The organism is Mycobacterium sp. MAC_080597_8934 (genome assembly GCF_000523975.1).
Classification (GTDB): Bacteria; Actinomycetota; Actinomycetes; order Mycobacteriales; family Mycobacteriaceae; genus Mycobacterium; species Mycobacterium avium.
The window spans coordinates 171,583-188,313 of sequence record NZ_JAOS01000029.1 but is presented as its reverse complement, the minus strand read 5'-3'; the positions used below and the strand labels follow the sequence as shown (position 1 = coordinate 188,313).

Below are 16,731 nucleotides of genomic sequence, written 5' to 3'. Positions count from 1 at the left end.
GATGACGAGTCGGGGACGCGGCGCGGCGCCGTTCACCGGTCGGCCCGCAGCAGGATCACGCCGCTCGGGGTCAGGCCGCCGCTGCTGACGACGCCGACGCGGGCGTCGGCGACTTGGCGGTCGCCCGCCTCGCCGCGCAGCTGGGTGATGGCTTCGTGCAGCAGGCCCATGCCGTGGGTGCGGCCGTGCGAAAGCTGACCGCCGTGCGTGTTGAGCGGTAGCTGGCCGTCGCGGGCGATGTTCTTGCCGCCGTCCAAAAACTCCTTCGCCTCACCGATTCCGCAGAATCGCAGCGCCTCGATCCAGGACAGGCAGTTGAACGAGAACCCGTCGTACAACTCGGCCACATCGACGTCCGACGGGCGCAGCGATGTGCGCGTCCACACGTGTGCCGCCTGGCCCAACACCTGCGGCTCGTGGGTGAGAGTGCTTTGGTCCCAATCGGTTCGCTCGATGATCTGGGTGCCCACCGCCTCCACCAGCACCGGCGGCTTGGCCAGATCGCGGGCGGCGTCGACGGCCGAGACGATGACGGCGATCGCGCCGTCGCAGGGCACGTCGCAGTCGTAGAGGCCGAAGGGCGTGGTGATGGGCCGCGCGCCCAGGTAGTCCTCCATGGTCATCGGCGAGCGGTAGATCGCGGTCGGGTTGAGCTCGGCGTTGGCCCGCTGGTTCAACGCGATCCAGCCCAGCGTCTCCTTGGTGGTGCCGTAGCGGTGAAAGTGCCGCTGGGCGTTCATCGCCAGGGTGTGCGCCGCCGAGGTGGCGCCGAACGGCATCTGCCAGCCTTGCATCCGGCCCATCGACGGGGCGATCTTGCCCTGCTTCATCAGCTCGGCGTGGGTGGCCTCCCACAGCGTGCGGAAGCACAACACGTGGCGCGCCAAACCGCCTGCGACAGCAAGCATTGCGGCGATCACCGAGCCGCCGGGCCCGAACGTCTCCATGGCGCCGTTGTGCCACGTCGGCCGGATGCCCAGCGCGGCCTCCAGGGCGGTGACGCCGCCCTCGCCCATCCCGGCGACATTGATCGCGCCGGGATAGGTGGACAGGCCGTCGATGTCGGCGTACGTCAGGCCGGCGTCGGCGATGGCCGCCTCGCAGGCCTGCACGGTCAGCGCCAGCGGCAGCTGCATCAACCGGCGCCCGATCGGCGACATGCCGATCCCGGTGAGGGCGACCTTGTCCTCGAACTTGTCGGTGGTGAGCATGGGCCGGACGTGGTCGCCGTACCGCTCGGGGGCGATTTCGTCGGCCGGCAACGGGCCCGGCTCACCATCCGCGCTAGGCCGAAACAGGGGGAACCACACGTCGTCGGCCTGTTCGAAGAGGACCTCGACGGCCTGGCCGAGCTCGAGCCGGTCGGGATCGCACTCCACGATGTTGGTGGTCAGCCGGACCCGCGGGTCCTCCGCGATCGCCACCTGCGCGATCACGTACGGCGCCGGCATTCCCGGCAGGCTGAAGCGGTGGTTGACGGTGAATCCGGCCAGCGTCGCCCTGCCCGAGACGGCCCGCACCCCGATGTCGCGGGACCGGCAGTACCGGCACACCGGCGCGGGCGGGTGGATCAGCGATGCGCAGCTCCGGCATTCCTGCAGGCGCAGCTTTCCGTCGGCGCCCGACGTCCAGAAGAACTCGTTCTCCTCGGTGACCAGGGGCAGTGGGCGTCCGGATGCTGACACGTCACCTCCGCGAGTAGCACGGTAGGACCGTTATACGATTCGGAGAATCACGTTATCACTACTTGCGGACGCGCTGAATGACACCGTCAAGACGGCACCGAGGTGCCGGATCAAAATGGCACCCAGGCACCGCCGATATAGGTGCCCCATTGGTGAAAGCGCACACTCCACATGGGTTCGTTGGGTGACCACCAGGGCCGCGGCGGCGGGGGCGGCACGTCCTGCCCGGCAAACGACGGCGCGTATGGCGGCGGGGGCCGGTACCAGTCCGGCGGCGCCGGTGGCACCCTGCACTCACCCGTCGTCCGATTCCACGACATGTTGCGATCGCACTCCGCGGAGCTGACTCCCGGCGTCGCTGTCGCCGCTACCGCCATACCGATGAACGCGACCGCAACGACAACCCTCGAACGACGGACAAACCATCTCATGGTGGGCCTCCCGTGGGGCCGTCCCGACGACGTTGGGAATCTCAGCTTATTCCGGTGCCACCGCGACGACCAGGTTCGTTTCGCCGACGCCACGACCACCGAGCGCTGTCATGGCGTTTCGTGTCGCGCCGGGGTTATGCTCCAACCGCGATATCAAGTACTTCACATTGGGAGGTCCGTTGCTCGAGGCGGAGAAGATTCTGATCACCGGGGCGACGGGCAAGATCGCCTTTCCGATCGCGCGCGCCCTGGCCGCGGCCGGCAACGAGGTGTGGGGCGTGGCCCGGCTGAAAGACCCCGCGGCCCGCGAGAAACTCGTCGCCGCCGGTGTCAAACCTGTCGCGCTGGACGTCGGCGCGGGCGACTTCTCCGGTCTCCCTGAGGATTTCAGCTACGTCTTGCACGCCGCGGTGGACACCGGCGCGGGTGACTGGAACCGCTGCCTCGAAACCAACGCGCAGCGGTCGGGCGAGCTGCTCTACCACTGCCGCGCCGCCAAGGGTTTCGTGTTCTGCTCCACCGGCTCGGTGTACGCCTATCAGGGGCGCCGGCCGCTGACCGAATCCGACCCGCCGGGGGTGCCGCTGCGGGCCAACTACAGCATCTCCAAGGTGGCGGCCGAAGCGGTGTGCACCTGGGTCGCCCGGCATTTTCAGATTCCGCTGACCATCATCCGGATCTGTTCCACCTACGGGCCGCAGGGCGGTGCGCCCGCCGATCGTCTGGAAGCGATGCTGGCGGGCAAGCCCATTCGGTTGCACCCGGACAAGCCGAACAACTACAACCCGATCTATGAAGACGACTACGTGGAGCTGGGCATCCGCGCCATGGAGGTGGCCGCCACGCCACCGGTCGTGGTGAACTGGGCGGGAAGCGAAACGGTCAGCGTGGAGGAGTACTGCACATTCATGGGCCAATTGATCGGTGTGGAGCCGAGATTCGAGTACACCGAGCGGGCGCACACGCCGCTGTGGCCCGATGTCACCCGGATGCATGCAGTGCTGGGCCGGACGAAAGTGCCCTGGCGCGACGGATTTCGGCGCATGATCGAGGCCCGTCACCCGGAAATCACACTGCGCCAAGCCGATCCGGCAACATCCTGAGGACTGCTGCGATGCAACTTTCCGGAAGGCCATCCGACGAAGTCGCCGAGGTCCTCGCGACCGGGCGGGGGGAGATCACCACATTGTTCGTCTCGATGGCGACTCGCCATCCCGACGGGAACGACGCCGACTACCTGCGCTGGCACACCCTTGACCACCGCCCGGAGCAGCATCGCCTGGCCGCGGTGCGGGCCTCGCTGCGCCTGGTGTCCACGCCAGCCTGCCGGGCGGCGCGCGCGGTCGGCGACGGGCCGCTGGACGCGGTCGATCACGTGATGACGTACTTCTTCACCGACGCGTCCGGGCTGCGCGGCTTCAACGAACTGTCCACCGCGCTGGGCGACGCCGGCCGCAAGGTCCCGTTGCTGCCCCCGGTGCAGCGCGGCGTGTACGACGTGGGGCGCAAGGTGGCCGCGCCGCGGGTCAAGGTCGGAGCCGATGTGCTGCCCTGGCTGCCGGTGCGCGGCGCGGTGCTTCTGGTCGAGCGGGGATCGGCGCCGGTCGATCCGCTGGTCGAGGTCGACGGCGTCGCCGGGGCGTGGTCCGCCTCGTCCCGGCGGATCTTCGCCGATTCCGGCAACGCGCAAGAAGCCCAGTCGATCACCTACTGCTTTGTCGACGACGACCCGGTCGCGACCGCCCGGCGGATGCGGCCGGCGCTGACCGCGCGCTGGGCCGACGCGGGCGTCGAACCCCTGTTTGCCGCACCGTTTTTCGCGGTGGTGCCCTACGAATGGGATCGCTATGTCCCGTAGCCGGGGGGCGGCGTGCGAATCGGATTGATGGTCGGCTCCGACAAGGAGCGCTCGCGTGCTGAGCGGCTGGCCGGGCTGGTCGACGACGCGGCCGCCGCCGAACGCGGCGGTTTCACCGCGTTCTGGATGCCCCAGGTGCCCGGCTACCTCGACGCGCTCACCGCGGTGGCGCTGATCGGGCAGGCCACCGAGCGCATCGAGATCGGAACGGCGGTGGTCCCGATCCAGACCCGCCACCCGATGGCCCTGGCGCAGCAGGCATTGACCACCCAGGTCGCCTGCGGCGGGCGGTTCACGCTGGGCATCGGGCCCTCGCATCACTGGATCGTCAACGGCCAACTGGGACTGCCCTATGAACGTCCGGCACGCCTGACGAGGAACTACCTGGAGGTGCTCGGCGCGGCGTTCGCCGGACCGGGCAGCGTCGACGTCGACAACGAAAGTTATTGCGTGCATTCGCCGGTCGACGTCACGGATTCATTCGGTGTCTCGATCCTGTTGTCGGCGCTGGGGCCGACGATGCTGCAACTGGCGGGCGAGCGCGCCGACGGCACCATACTGTGGATGGCCGACGAGCGGGCGATCGGCGAGCATGTGGTGCCGCGGATCACCGCGGCGGCCGGCGGTGCCGGACGGCCGGCGCCTCGAGTCGTCGCCGGGGTTCCGGTCGCAGTCTGCTCGAACAGCGAGATCGACGATGCGCGAGCCTATGCCGGCGAGATGCTCGGTCACGCGGAGTTCTCCCCGAATTACGTCCGGCTGCTGCAGCACGGCGACGCCGAAGACGTCGGCGACACCATGGCGGCCGGCGACGAGTCGGCCGTGCTGCGCAGGTTGCGGCGGTACCGCGACGCGGGCGCTACCGACCTGGCGGCGCGGATCGTGCCGCTGGGCAACGACGCGCGCGAGCGGGCCGAATCGCGGCGCCGCACTCACGAGTTCCTGTCGGCGGTGTGCCCGGCGTTGTGAGGCTCAGCGGGTGAAGCCCCACTCTGCTTCGTTCTCTTCGGTTTTCAGGTGCTCGGCCGGATCCGTCGCCTCGGCCAGCGGTGGGCGGTGGGAAGGGGCGGTGCGCTCACCGACCTCGGCGATGGCGTGCACCGGGCAGTCCAGCAGGGCGCGCATCACCGCGTCGCGATCCGCCTCGGCCACCGTGCCGTCGCCGATCAGCGACGCGTACCCCCAGTCGTCCAGCGAGAAGTATCCCGGCGCGTGCTTGGCGCAGATGCCGAAGCCGTCGCACACGGTGCGGTCCAACCGGATTCTCATGCCTGCCTCGCAACTTCCGCCTGGTAGGGACGGTCGGCGCGGAACGCGCCGCGGGTGCAGTCCGGGCACGACCCGTCGAGATGGGCCGTGACGTCGTCCGGGAACTGGTCGAGCAGGCTGGCGGCCACATTGGTGGCGGCGTCCAGCGTCGCGCAGGCGCCGCGGCCCCGCAGCAGCACCGACCAGCGCCGTAACCGGTCGACGTCTTCGGTCGTCGCGGCGCCGTCGCGCAGCGCACCGCCGGCGGCGGCCATCGCCGCCGTCCCGTTGAAGCACGACCCGCACTGGCCGGCGTTTTCGCGATCGAAGTAGGCCAGCACCGACGCCGCGACCGCGACGGGGCAGTCGTCGGTGAGGACCGAGATCGCACCGCAGCCCAGTCCACTGCCGAAGCGCCGCATCGTCTCGTGGTCCAGCGTGGTCTGCAGCACGGAGCGATTCAGTAGGCCGGCGAAGTAGCCGCCCATCAACGCGCCGCGCACTGCGTCGGCCGAGACACCATGCAGGGCAAGGAGTTCGGTGAACGGCGTGCCGTGGGCGAGCTCGTAGAGGACCGGTGGCCGGCCGGCCCCGCTGATGGTGGCCAGGAAGGTGCCCGGCGACAGGGGGGTGCCTTGCGCGCGGAACGCGGATGCGCCGTGGGACTGCAGGAAGGGCACGTTGGCCAGGGTTTCCACATTGCTCACCAGAGTGGGCCGGTCGCCGACGCCGGCCTCGAAGGGACGCGGCGGCTTGTCGGTCGGCTTGGCCGGACCGCCGTTGAGCGCGCGGACGGCGGCGGTCTCCTCGCCGGCCACGTATCCGGCCGGCACCGTCGACAGCGTGACCGTCACACCGCCGAGCGTGTCGGGATCCAGCTCGCCCAGCGCGGATTCGACGCTGTGCGCGGCTTCCGGGTCGGACACGTACACGTAGCCACGCTCGGCGCCGACCACCGCGGCCGCCAGCCGCAGCCCGTCCAGCACCAGGTGCGGGCGGTTGCGCAGCAGCCAACGGTCCTTGATCGAAGCCGGTTCTCCCTCTTCGCCATTCGCGACGACGACGGTGCCGCCGGCCCCGGCCGCCGCGCGGCCGTTGTCGCGGACGGTGCGCAACTTCACCCCGAGCGGGAACGCCGCGCCGCCGCGTCCGACCAGGCCACTGGCCTCGACCTCGCTGAGCAACTGCTCGCCGGCAGCGAGCGGGCGATAGCCGCCGAGCCCGCGGTACGCGGCGAGGTCTTCACGCCCGGGCTGTCCGGTCAGCAACCGCGGCCGGCAGCCCGGCGCGATTGCGGTGACGACGGTGGTGGACTGTGTGGTGTTCACGGCTGGCCTGCCAAGGTGTTAGTTAGGCTTGCGCACATGCGAACTGCGGTGGTGCGCGTCAATGTCGACCCGAAGAGTGAGTGCACGGCTGCACAACTACGCGACGGCATGGCAGCGCTCCTCGGGCTCGCGCGCGCGGCGGGCGCCGACGTCGTCGACAACGACCTGGCCGCCATGCCGGCGAGCCGCCGCGAGGTGGAGTTGCTCATCGCCGCCGACCACGGCGATGCGGCCAGGGACGTAGCTGTCACCCTGTGCGCCAAAGCGTTTCAGTCCACTCCGGTGCCGGGGGTGGTCACCTTCATCAGCCGGGGAACCGACGACGACGCGCACGGGGTGCTGTCGGGGTTCGGGCTCACCGGGGACATCGAAAGGACCGCCGGGGACGAGGGATTCGACATCGTCTACGTGACGCTGCGCGAGCAGGACCTGGAGCGGATTCCGGAAAGCCGCATCCACACCGCCCTGGAAGCGTCGCTGAACTGCGAAGTCCACATCCGCACTCGGTAAAGCCATCACGACCCCAAAAATTCCAGGATCGCGGGTGCGGCCTGCACCCAGGTGTCGAACATGTTGAAGTGCTGCACCCGGCCCGCGGCGCGGTCCTCGGACGCGCGCTCCCATGCGTCCTCTGGCCAGGGCGGATCGATGAGTTTGGACCCCTTGATCAGGCAGCTGACTTCCAGCGACGTCCGTTTCGGGTGATCCATGTCGTTCTCGCCGCCGCGAATGATCAAGGTGGGCACCGTGATTCGGTCGAACATCTCGTCCTCGACGCCCGGGATGGTCTGGCCCGGCTTGGACACGAACGCGTTGAGCCAGCGCAGCATCACCTTGAGGAACTCGCCGGAGTCGAAATCGAGGAACCGCTGCTTGTTGGCCGGGTTCTCCTCGATGCGTTCGCGCCATTCCTGCACCTTGATCACGCCGTCCATCCCGGTGCCCCGCACCGCGAGGATGCTGGGGATGATGTAGAAGGAGCCGAGCACAAAGGTGCCGTAGATGCCGCCGACGATGTTCCACACCACAAGTTTGGTCACCATCTCGGGGTAGAGCATCGTGGTCAGCATGGAATCCCTTGCCCCACCGGAGCCTCCGGCCAGGATGCAGCGCTCGAAGCCCAGCCCGGTCACCAGCTTGTGCAGCGTTTCGGCGCGCATGTGCGATTCGCTTTGCCCGTAGAACTGCACATCGGAAGCGCCGCAATTGGGCCGGTCCCACAGCAGCACCCGATAGCCGCCGGCGACCAGCGCATCGGCGAGCGGCCGCAGGCCGGGGATCTGCATGCTGAACCGTCCGCCCGGCGTCAGCGCGATGAGATCACCTGAGTCACCGAGGATTTCGTAGACCACATTCCCGCCGTTGACCTCGATAGAAGGCACCCGATTCTCCTGTAGCTAGGCCTGCACCACGACGTCGTTGCCGACGACCCGCACCGGGTAGGTGCGGATACTCCACTCCGGCTTGACCGCGGTGGTTCCGGTCGCCAGCTCGAAACCCCATTGGTGCCAAGGGCAGTAGATGTACTCCAGGTCGCGCACCATGACCGAGTCACCGGGCGCGGTCTCGTCGACGATGGTGCGCCCCCGGGGCCGCCCCGAACACAGCGGGCCGCCCTGGTGTGGGCAGTAGTTCGCGATCGCGTAAAAGGTTCCGTTGACGTTGTACACGCCGACGCCGTGGCGACCGATCGGCACCAGTTTGTGTGTGCCCGGCGGGATTTCGTCTACCGTGGCGACGACGTGCTCGCGGCCCTGGGCGAGTCGGGGTTCGGGCCGCTTGGTCTGGGCCCCCTCGGTTTCGGATGCCAATTCAGAGCACCCGGACCTGACCCTCGAGCACCGGCACCGTCTCGGGCAGGTGATAGGTCGCGATGCCGTTCTTGTACATCACCGCGTCGCGGGCCGCCTTGGGAAGGTGCTTGACCAGCCAGCGCGGGTCGTCGAACGTCCAGTGCGGGTAGTCCGAGGAGTAGAGCAGGATCTTGTCGCACTCCATCCATTCCAGCGCCCGGGTCAGCTCGGTCTTGTCCTCGGGGTAGTCCAGCGGCTGGGTGGTGAATTTGATGTGGTCCTTGACGTATTCGCTTGGCTTGCGCTTGATCTCCACCCGCGACTTGCGGGCCTCGTAGATCGCGTCCATCCGCCACATCAGCGGCAGGATCCAGGTGAACGCGTGCTCGACGAACACGATCCGCAGGGTCGGGAACCGGTCGAACACCCCGTCGAAGATCAGGCTCATCACCTGGTTGGCGGCCAGCAGCGAGTAGGTGACCATGAAATCGTGGTTGTAGCTGGGGAATCCGACCGGAGGCGTCGGCAGCATCTCGTAATTGCTGCGCGACAGGTGGCAGCTGACCACGATGTCGTGCTTGGTGGCCGCGGCCCAGATGGGGTCGTACTTGGGGTGTCCCCAGGACGGCCGCGGTTCGGCCTTGATGAGGATCTGCGCCATGTAGGGATGGCCGGCCCACTTCTCGATCTGCTCGACGGCGCCCTCGGGGTCCTCGATGGCGGCGCAGATCGAGCCGCGCCAGCGTTCGTGCCAGTTGTTGCGGCTGTCCAGCCAGTGGTTGGCCTGCCAGTCGTTGAGCGCGCTGCAGTACGCCTGGTGCGCCTCGCCGATCCGCGGGGTGCGCCCGGCGGGCTCGAGGATGGCGATATCGGAGCCCGCCTCCATGATCAGCTGGCGGAAGGCCATGTCCGGGTCGCTGCCGGGGAACTCGCCGTCCGGCGGGAAGGTGTCGGTGCGCATCGCGAAGGCGTGCGCATAGTCGGGGGCGTCGTAGTAGATGAGTTCGCCGACTCGGTGTTCGAAGAAGAATTTGCGCCACCGCTCGGGGATGTACGGGGTGATCTCGCCCCGCTTGGGCACCGGGTGCACATCTGAGTCCACGCACCGGACGGCGATGCGTTCGGCGGCGGGGACCCGCTCCTGCATGTGGGTGAGCGTCATGGCGACCTCCTCCGTATCCCTTTCCCTATTCTGCGACTAGCTCGCGGCCAGGTCGACAGAAATGTCGATCCCGTACAGATCCGCCGCGGTGCGCCAGCACAGCTTCTCGCGCTGCTCGGCGGACAGCGCCGGGGGCAGCTTGTGCACGTCGGCGCACTGCCAGTGCGGATAGCTGGAGCCGAACATCACCATGTCTTCCTTGCCGGTGAAGCCGAACCACTCCGCCGCGAAGTCGGCGTCGCCGGGCCCGTCCAGGCTGCCCTGGACGAAATACACGTGCCCGGGGATGTAATCGCTGGGAATGCGCGGAGCCCACGGCGTCTGCTCGAGGTGCGGCCGGCCGAAGGTGTCCATCCGCCACATGAACGGCGTCAGGAAGTCGGCGGCGCCGTCGGCCCACACGAATTTCAGTGCGGGGAACCGCTCGAACACACCCTCGGCGATCATGTTCATCAGGTGGTACAGGTAGTTCAGCGCCATGAAGCTGACGTACTGCTCGTAGGTCTGGGTGTGCCCGGACGGGGTGGGCGGAAACCCGATGCCCTCTCCGGTCTCGATGTGCACGGCCACCGGCAGGTTGGCGTCGGCGGCGGCCTCCCAGAGCGGCCAGAACTGCGGTTTGCCGTACAGTTCCCGCGACTGCAGCGGGATGCCGAGCTGCACGACGCGCGGGTGGGACCGCCATCTCTCCAGCTCGCGCAGCGCGCCGGCGATGTCGTCGGGGTTGACCCGGATGGTGCCGCGGAACTTCTCGCCGAATTCCGGTGAGTCCAGCCAGCGCGACACCATCATCTCGTTGTGCGCGGCGTGCAGCGCGCTGCCCAGATGCCGGTCCGGCATGATGCCGCGCCCCATCGGATGCAGCACGGCGACGTCGACGCCGCGTTTCGAAAACAGTTCGTGGGCAACGAATTCCGGGTCGGAACCGGGGTACTGGCCGTCGGGCCCGTCGGTGTTGGGCGCGTACTCGCTGCCCGGCGCGCCGTACCAGTCCATTTCGTAGTCGGGGAAACCGCGGCTCTTGAACGGCTCGCGCAGGAAGGAACGCAGGTCCTTGTTGGACGGGAAGAAGATGTGCACGCTGGCATCGATGACGGGCGTACGTGTTCCGTCAGCGTGTTCGATCACGAGAGCCACCCTTCGGCTCCGGCAGCCGAAGCGAGCCGGGCAAGATCATCTGATAGGCAATCTAACATTCTCGTCGGCGCCGCATCAATGGGTTTCCGGTAAGCATTTCGTCTAATCATCTTCCCTGGTGAGAGGGCATTTATCGGCTGGCTGGGCCACTTGGGTTCTTCAATTAGGATAATAACATTCTCGCACGGATTAGTAACGGTGCGTCGCCGCCGGCCGAGCCGTCGCGGTTACCGCGCGGACCGGCCCACCGTGACGCCGGCGGCCCGCTCCAGCGGTTTGATCACCGTCGTGAAATCGGCCTCCGGCCCTTCCTCGCGCGCCGTGGTCTCCCACAGCCGCGCGATCGTCTCGGCCACCTCGGCGGGCACGCCGAGCGCGCTCGCCTCGTCGAGATAGAGGCGCACATCCTTGACCATCAGGCCGGTGGCAAAGCCGTAGTCGAAGCTGCGCGGCAGGATCGCGCGGGGGAACTTGTCGCGGCTGGCGCTCGTCGCGCCGGATCCGGCGTTGAGCACCTCGATCATCACGGCGGGGTCCAGCCCGGCTTTGACCCCCATCACGACGACCTCGGCCGTGGCGGCCAAGACGTTGGCGGCCAGGATGTTGTTGGCCAGCTTCATCGTCTGCGCCGCGCCCGGTTTGTCGCCGACGTAGAAGGGTCGGCCCAGGGCTTCGAGTGTGGTTCGTATGACGTCGAATTCGCCGCGCGGGCCGGACACCATGAGCGCCAGCGTGCCCTGCTCGGCGCCGCCGACGCCGCCGCTGACCGGGCTGTCGAGGGCCACGATGTTCCGCCGCGCCAGCAGGTCGTGGATCCGCATCGCCGTCCGGCTGCCGACGGTGGACAGGTCGACATAGCGCTTCACCCGCGCGCCGTCGATCACGCCCGCGGTGCCGGTGGCCACCTCGAGTGACGCGCCCGGGGTGGGAAGGCTGGCCAGCACCGTTTCGGCGCCGTCGGCCACCTCTTTTGGCGACGAGGCGGGGCGCGCCCCGGCGGCGACGAGGCGTTCGAGGGCCTCGCGGCGGCTGTCGAAGGCGACGACGTCGTGCTGTTCGCGAATGAGCCGAGATGCCATGGGAAACCCCATGTTTCCCAGCCCGATGAAGCCGATCGTCATGAGTTCTCCCGATCGAGTTCGGCGAACGCCTCGCGGGCGATGCGGAAGCTGTCAACCGCCGCCGGCACACCGGCGTAGATGGCCACCTGCAGGAACACCTCGCGGATCTCCTCGCGGGTCACACCGTTGGTCAGGGCCGCCGTGATGTGCATCCGCAATTCGTGGGGCCGGTTGAGCACCGCGATCATCGCCAGGTTGAGCATGCTGCGGGTCTTGCGGGGCAGCTCCTCGCGGCCCCACACGGCACCCCAGCAGTATTCGGTGACGAGATCTTGCAGGGGCCGGGTGAACTCGTCCGCGTCGGCCAACGCCCGGTTGACGTACTGCTCGCCCAGAACGTCGGAGCGAATTCGCAACCCCCGCTCGTATCTTTCGCGATCCAATGCACTTCTCCTTCGCTGAGGTCCTTCGCTGAGGCTCCGATTGCCTGAGCGCAGTCTTACACCGTGCCCCGGGTCCGCAGGTCTACAGTCGAGGGTCAAACGGACCGTCCCCGTCCGCGGTGGCGGACTGCCGGGCCGCATTGACGGCCAATTGGCTTGTGAGGGACGGTAATACGTTTTCGGATGACCGGGGAAAGGTGAGGAGAGGCAGTGGCTCAAGCAACCGCTGACGTCTGGGAAGTGATGTCGACCGCCCGCACCATCCGGCGCTTCACCGACGAGCCGGTGGACGATGCGACGCTGGCGCGCTGCCTCGGAGCCGCCAGGTGGGCGCCCTCCGGCGCCAACGCGCAGGGCTGGCGGTTCGTGGTGCTGCGCTCTCCCGAACAACGGGCGGTGGTGGCCAAAGCCGCGGCCCAGGCGCTGGAAGTGATCGAGCCGGTCTACGGAATGAGCCGACCCGCCCCCGACGACCACAGCCGTCGCGCCCGCACCTACCGGGCCACCTACGAATTACACGACCGCGCAGGCGAATTCACCTCCGTGCTGTTCGCCCAGGCGCACTACCCGACGGCCTCGGAGCTGCTGCTCGGCGGGTCCATCTTCCCGGCCATGCAGAACTTCCTGCTCGCCGCCCGCGCCCAGGGGCTCGGCGCCTGCCTGACCAGCTGGGCGTCCTATGGCGGGGAACAACTGCTGCGTGAGGCCGTCGGGGTGCCCGAGGGCTGGATGATCGCCGGTCACATCGTCGTCGGCTGGCCCAAGGGCAAGCACGGGCCGCTGCGCCGCCGTCCGCTCGCCGAGTTCGTGAACCTCGACCGCTGGGACGCCCCGGCCGACGGCCTGCTCAGCGGCCTCTAACGCACGGGAATTCCGGCCCGCCACCGCCGTCGCGTGAGTCCATGCCCGGATTCCGAGATTATTACTTCCGCAACCGAGAATGTTATTCTCGCCGGGACGGTCACGACGAGAGGCGGCGCCGATGCTGTTGGAATTCGATGCTGATCAGCGGCTGTGGCAGAGCACGGTGCGCGATGCCGTCACCAAGCAATGCCCGCCGTCGCTGGTGCGCAGCGTGGCCGAGGAGGGCGTCGACCCCAGCCCGCTGTGGAAGTCCTACGTGGACCAGGGCTGGACGGAGCTCAACGACCCGGAGAGCACCGTCGAGCTGGCCATCGTTCTCGAAGAGCTGGGCCACGCCACCGACCCCACACCCTTCCTGGCGACGATGAGCCAGTTCGCGCCGCTGGTGGGCGAGCACTTCGATCCGCACCAGTCCGGGACCGCCGTATACGGCGGGGTCTGCGCCTACCGGGACGCCGACGGTTGGGTGTTGGACGGCACCGCGCGCCACGTGCTCGACGGCGACCGCGTCGACCGCCTCGCGGTGGTGACCGACGCCGGGGTGTTCATCACGGCGGCCAATCAGGTGTCGGCAAGGCGCACGGCGGTGTTCGACCCGGTGCTGCACGTGGCCGACCTGTCGTTCGCCGAGGTGCGGGTGCCCGACAGCGCCCGGCTGAGCGTCGATCCCGAGCGCGCACACCATGTGGCGCTGACCGGCATGGCGATCACCATGGTCGGCGCCTGCCAGCGCATCCTCGATCTGGTGCTCGAGCACGTCAAAAGCCGTCAGCAGTTCGGCGTGCCGATCGGCTCGTTCCAGGCCGTGCAGCACAAGGCCGCCGACATGCACGTCGCCGTGCAACGGGCCCGCGCGCTGGCCTATTTCGCCGCGCTGACGATCGCGGCCGATGATCCCCGGCGCCGGCTGGCCGCCGCAATGGCCAAGGCGTCGGCGGGGGAGTGCCAGTCGCTGGCCTTCCGGCACGGCCTGCAGCTGCACGGCGCCATGGGATTCACCTGGGAGAACGACCTGCAGTTCGCGCTCAAGCGGGCCAAGGCGGGTGAGCTGATGCTGGGCGGCGCGGCGGAGCACCGGGCGCGGATCGCAGAGGAATACCGTGCAGCTGACTTTTGATCCCGACGTCGAGGCGTTCCGCGCCGAGTTCGCGGCGTTCCTGGACGAAAACCTGCCCCCGGCAAGCGAAACCCTGGAACGTCCGCGATCGGTCTCGCACATGCCCCAGTGGGCGCGCCGCTGGCAACGGCTGCTCTTCGACAACGGCTGGCTGCTGCCCAGCCAGCCGCCGGAGTACGGCGGCCGCAACGCCACGGTGCTGCAACAGTTCGTCTATCTCGAGGAACTCAGCCGCCGCCGGATCTACCACAGCTTCAACCCGCAGGGCGTGAATATCGTTGCGGCGTCGCTGTTGTCGTTCGGCAGCGACGAACAAAAGCAGCGCTGGGCGGTGCCGATCCTGCGCGCCGAGATCACCGCGTCGCTGGGCATGAGCGAGCCTAGCGCCGGTTCGGATCTCGCCTCGCTGCGCACCCGCGCGGTGCTGGACGGCGACCACTTCGTGGTCAACGGGCAAAAGGTGTGGACCTCCGGGGCGCATGACGCCGACGTCCTGCTGACCTTCGTGCGAACCGATCCAGATGCGCCCAAGCACAAGGGAATCAGCGCCCTGGTGATCCCCACCGACACCCCGGGCCTGGTCCGTCGGCCGTTCCCGTCGATCTGTTCGATCGACGACAAGGACTTCAACGAGGTGTTCTTCACCGACGTGCGGGTGCCGGCCGAGAACCTGGTCGGTGAACTCAACCAAGGGTGGCTGGTGGCCAACGGTTCGCTGGGTCACGAGCGCACCATGATGTGGCTGGGGTTCGCGGACCGCCTGGAGAACATGCTCGCCGACTTCCAGCCCGGCACCGAGGTGGAGCGCGACCAGTACGCCAGCACGATCATGGACAGACAGGCGCTGCGGCTGCTCGGCTCGGCGGCGCTGGCCCGCGCCGCCCGCGGCGAAGACGACGTCGCCGCCATCTCGGTGCTCAAGCTGCTCGGTTCGGAAGCCGAGCTGCGCGCCATGGAACTGGCGCTCACCTCCGCGGGCGCCGACGGACTCGTGCACCCCGGGCAGACCGGGCCGTACGCGCACATGAACCTCGACCACTACTTCGCCAGCTGGTTCGAGCGCTACGCGCGCAGCTTCTCCGGGACCATCGCCGGGGGCACCTCGGAGATCCAGCGCAACATCATCGCCCAGCGGGTGCTCGGCCTGCCGCGCGGTTAGCGCCGTCACAGCGCTTGCCGAGAGGCGTTGCCGGGCAAGGAAATCCGGCTCGCCCCCGGAGTGCCCAGCTGGCCGGCCAGCCACGGCAACGCGGTGGCGAAGGCCGTGCCGGCGGTCGGCCAGTCGTGGTGCCCGCCCTGGGCGACGACCGCGCAGTCGATGCCGTTGGCCCGGCCCAGCGCGCACAGCGAGGCGGCAGCGGCGGCCTGGTCACCCGGATCGGCGGCGGCCCGGCCCGCGACCGCCATCGCGGAGGTGTCGACGGCGTCGACGTCGCGGCGCGGTGACGGCGAGCCGGTCGAGGAGACCGCGAACCATCCGGACACGCCGGTGTAGCGGCCGTGGCGGGCGATCACCGTCGTCGGATCGAATGTCGCCCACGCGTCGGCACTGCCGTCGAACAGGTCGGCGATGGTCTGCTCCCTGGTTCCGGTGTTGGGGGTCAGGTCGCCGTCGATGTCGACGAACGCGCTGAACAGCGCCGGATGCATGACGGTCAGGTCCACCGAGCAGGTCCCGCCCATGGACCAGCCGACGATGCCCCAGCGGGACGGGTCCTTACTGACGCCGAAAGTCGAAATCATATAGGGCACAACATCTTTGGTCAGGTGCTCGGCGGCGTTGCCGCGGCTGCCGTTGACGCATTCGGTGTCGTTGTCCAATGCGCCGCCCGGGTCCGCGAACACCAGCACCGGCGAGTTGCCACCGTGGGCGGCCGCGAACGCGTCGACGGTGTCCACCGCATTGCCGGCGCGCACCCAGTCGGCGGGGGTGTTGACCATGCCGCCGATCATCAGCACCGTCGGCAGTTGCGGCGGCGGATAGCTCGCGAACCACGCCGGCGGTAGGTACACCAGCTCCTCGCGATGCTTGAAATGCGAGGCGTCCTCGGGGATCTGCACCGGCACCAGGCTGCCGTGCGGCGGTTTGGCGCCCAGCGCCGCCAGCGTGGTGACGGTGGCCCTGTCGGTCTGGTCGGGCAGCGGACCGGAGGTGAACTGGCTCCACGCACTCTGCACGGTCTGGAAGTAGCCGACCCACTGGTTGAGCACCAGCAGCGAGCAGAGCAGACACAGCGGCACGGCCAGGATGGACAGCCCGCGTCGCCACCACCGCGCACCGCGCCAGCCCAGGAGCAGGATCGCGATCGCCATGCCGGCCAACGCGATCCAGACGAACAGCGCCTGCGGGGCCCGCGTGCTGATGCAGCGGTGCGCCCCGACGGCCGTCGCCACGCCCAAAACCGCGGCGGACGGCAGCCACAACAGCCGCCAGCGACGCGACCGCCATCCGGCGGCCAGGCTCAGCGTTATCCCGGCCACGGCCTGGATCGCCACCGGCAGCCAACCATGCATCAGCGAAATGTGGTTGCTCGGCATGGCGATTCCTCCTCGGCGCATCGATGGTTCGGCTGAGAAGAGGATCGAATGCCGGCCTCGCGGAAT

Annotated in this window: 17 protein-coding genes; 7 read left to right on the top strand and 10 right to left on the bottom strand. The window is 68.6% G+C overall.

From position 1 onward, the window contains the following. Window positions 1-32: 32 nt before the first annotated feature. Window positions 33-1,685 (bottom strand): thiolase C-terminal domain-containing protein, encoded by a 1,653-nt coding sequence (locus NF20_RS17855; protein ID WP_033713120.1) that lies wholly within the window; start codon window positions 1,683-1,685, stop codon window positions 33-35. Window positions 1,686-2,226: 541 nt separating this feature from the next. On the opposite strand from NF20_RS17855, the gene NF20_RS17850 reads away from it, so the two are divergent. Genes NF20_RS17850 through NF20_RS17840 form a run of 3 tightly spaced genes read left to right on the top strand, consistent with a single transcriptional unit; the run spans window position 2,227 to window position 4,943 of the window. Further along, window positions 2,227-3,219, top strand: coding sequence for an NAD-dependent epimerase/dehydratase family protein (locus NF20_RS17850; RefSeq protein WP_019733958.1), 993 nt, complete (start codon window positions 2,227-2,229; stop codon window positions 3,217-3,219). Between the two features lie 11 nt (window positions 3,220-3,230). Beyond that, window positions 3,231-3,974, top strand: a complete 744-nt coding sequence (locus tag NF20_RS17845; RefSeq protein WP_019733959.1) for a hypothetical protein — start codon at window positions 3,231-3,233, stop codon at window positions 3,972-3,974. A gap of 12 nt (window positions 3,975-3,986) precedes the next feature. Continuing rightward, the gene (locus tag NF20_RS17840) at window positions 3,987-4,943 is read left to right on the top strand and encodes an LLM class F420-dependent oxidoreductase (protein ID WP_019733960.1); all 957 of its coding nucleotides are present in this window, start codon (window positions 3,987-3,989) and stop codon (window positions 4,941-4,943) included. A 3-nt stretch (window positions 4,944-4,946) separates the two neighbouring features. On the opposite strand, the gene NF20_RS17835 is transcribed toward NF20_RS17840, so the two are convergent. Further along, window positions 4,947-5,243 (bottom strand): ferredoxin, encoded by a 297-nt coding sequence (locus NF20_RS17835; RefSeq protein ID WP_019733961.1) that lies wholly within the window; start codon window positions 5,241-5,243, stop codon window positions 4,947-4,949. Further along, on the bottom strand, window positions 5,240-6,550 hold the full coding sequence (locus NF20_RS17830; RefSeq protein WP_033713122.1) for an NADH-ubiquinone oxidoreductase-F iron-sulfur binding region domain-containing protein: 1,311 nt from the start codon (window positions 6,548-6,550) through the stop codon (window positions 5,240-5,242). Before NF20_RS17830 ends, NF20_RS17835 begins: the two co-directional genes overlap by 4 nt. Window positions 6,551-6,586: 36 nt before the next feature. Between NF20_RS17830 and NF20_RS17825 the strand changes: the two genes are divergently transcribed. Continuing rightward, window positions 6,587-7,060, top strand: a complete 474-nt coding sequence (locus NF20_RS17825; RefSeq protein WP_003872997.1) for a hypothetical protein — start codon at window positions 6,587-6,589, stop codon at window positions 7,058-7,060. Window positions 7,061-7,065: 5 nt separating this feature from the next. Here NF20_RS17825 and NF20_RS17820 read toward each other — a convergent pair whose 3' ends face one another. The 6 genes from NF20_RS17820 to NF20_RS17795 all read right to left on the bottom strand — a co-directional run bounded on the left by NF20_RS17820 (window position 7,066) and on the right by NF20_RS17795 (window position 12,146). Beyond that, window positions 7,066-7,932, bottom strand: coding sequence for an alpha/beta fold hydrolase (locus NF20_RS17820; RefSeq protein WP_010948952.1), 867 nt, complete (start codon window positions 7,930-7,932; stop codon window positions 7,066-7,068). Window positions 7,933-7,947: 15 nt separating this feature from the next. Further along, complete coding sequence (locus NF20_RS17815) at window positions 7,948-8,361, bottom strand: Rieske (2Fe-2S) protein (RefSeq protein ID WP_003872995.1); 414 nt, start codon at window positions 8,359-8,361, stop codon at window positions 7,948-7,950. A gap of 1 nt (window position 8,362) precedes the next feature. Continuing rightward, window positions 8,363-9,505, bottom strand: a complete 1,143-nt coding sequence (locus NF20_RS17810; protein WP_003872994.1) for an amidohydrolase family protein — start codon at window positions 9,503-9,505, stop codon at window positions 8,363-8,365. A 36-nt stretch (window positions 9,506-9,541) separates the two neighbouring features. Next, window positions 9,542-10,633 carry an amidohydrolase family protein gene (locus NF20_RS17805; protein WP_019732666.1) on the bottom strand — a complete coding sequence of 364 codons (1,092 nt, stop codon included), beginning with the start codon at window positions 10,631-10,633 and terminating at the stop codon, window positions 9,542-9,544. A 236-nt stretch (window positions 10,634-10,869) separates the two neighbouring features. Next, a complete protein-coding gene (locus NF20_RS17800; protein ID WP_019732667.1) occupies window positions 10,870-11,763 on the bottom strand; it encodes an NAD(P)-dependent oxidoreductase in 894 nt (297 codons plus the stop codon). Further along, window positions 11,760-12,146 carry a carboxymuconolactone decarboxylase family protein gene (locus NF20_RS17795; RefSeq protein ID WP_023866499.1) on the bottom strand — a complete coding sequence of 129 codons (387 nt, stop codon included), beginning with the start codon at window positions 12,144-12,146 and terminating at the stop codon, window positions 11,760-11,762. The genes NF20_RS17800 and NF20_RS17795 overlap by 4 nt, the downstream gene beginning before the upstream one ends. Before the next feature lie 243 nt (window positions 12,147-12,389). Between NF20_RS17795 and NF20_RS17790 the strand changes: the two genes are divergently transcribed. From NF20_RS17790 to NF20_RS17780, 3 genes are all read left to right on the top strand, one after another. After that, window positions 12,390-13,007 carry a nitroreductase family protein gene (locus NF20_RS17790; protein WP_003877272.1) on the top strand — a complete coding sequence of 206 codons (618 nt, stop codon included), beginning with the start codon at window positions 12,390-12,392 and terminating at the stop codon, window positions 13,005-13,007. 121 nt (window positions 13,008-13,128) lie between these two features. After that, window positions 13,129-14,127 carry an acyl-CoA dehydrogenase family protein gene (locus NF20_RS17785; protein ID WP_019732669.1) on the top strand — a complete coding sequence of 333 codons (999 nt, stop codon included), beginning with the start codon at window positions 13,129-13,131 and terminating at the stop codon, window positions 14,125-14,127. Further along, window positions 14,111-15,286 (top strand): acyl-CoA dehydrogenase family protein, encoded by a 1,176-nt coding sequence (locus NF20_RS17780; RefSeq protein WP_019732670.1) that lies wholly within the window; start codon window positions 14,111-14,113, stop codon window positions 15,284-15,286. The genes NF20_RS17785 and NF20_RS17780 overlap by 17 nt, the downstream gene beginning before the upstream one ends. Window positions 15,287-15,291: 5 nt before the next feature. Here NF20_RS17780 and NF20_RS17775 read toward each other — a convergent pair whose 3' ends face one another. Continuing rightward, window positions 15,292-16,665, bottom strand: a complete 1,374-nt coding sequence (locus NF20_RS17775; protein ID WP_033713127.1) for an alpha/beta hydrolase — start codon at window positions 16,663-16,665, stop codon at window positions 15,292-15,294. Window positions 16,666-16,731 lie beyond the last annotated feature (66 nt).